Source organism: Halomonas sp. ND22Bw (assembly GCF_003011945.1).
Taxonomy (GTDB): domain Bacteria; phylum Pseudomonadota; class Gammaproteobacteria; order Pseudomonadales; family Halomonadaceae; genus Halomonas; species Halomonas halophila.
Genome location: NZ_PXWD01001108.1, coordinates 1 through 262 on the forward strand (window position 1 = coordinate 1; position 262 = coordinate 262).

Sequence of the window (262 nt, forward strand, 5' to 3'; positions counted from 1 at the left end):
CTACGCCGCCGCCAAGAACGTCGGCAAGAGCGTGCTGCGTGCCGCGCCGCCGCTGTTCGAGCTGGCCAAGCGCTTCGAGCAGCATGCCAAGGGCATGGTGGTGCCGGCCACGCTGTTCGAGCAGTTCGGCTTCAACTACGTCGGCCCGATCGACGGCCACGACATCGATTCGCTGGTGCCCACGCTCGAGAACCTCAAGCAGCTAGACGGCCCGCAGTTCCTGCATGTGGTGACGAAGAAAGGCCAGGGCTACAAGCTGGCC

Annotated in this window: 1 protein-coding gene; it reads left to right on the top strand. The window is 65.3% G+C overall.

Annotation, left to right across the window (positions count from 1 at the left end; genetic code table 11):
• A partial coding sequence (locus CVH10_RS21615; RefSeq protein WP_369335957.1) for a 1-deoxy-D-xylulose-5-phosphate synthase N-terminal domain-containing protein occupies nucleotides 1-262 on the top strand: 262 nt, incomplete at both ends.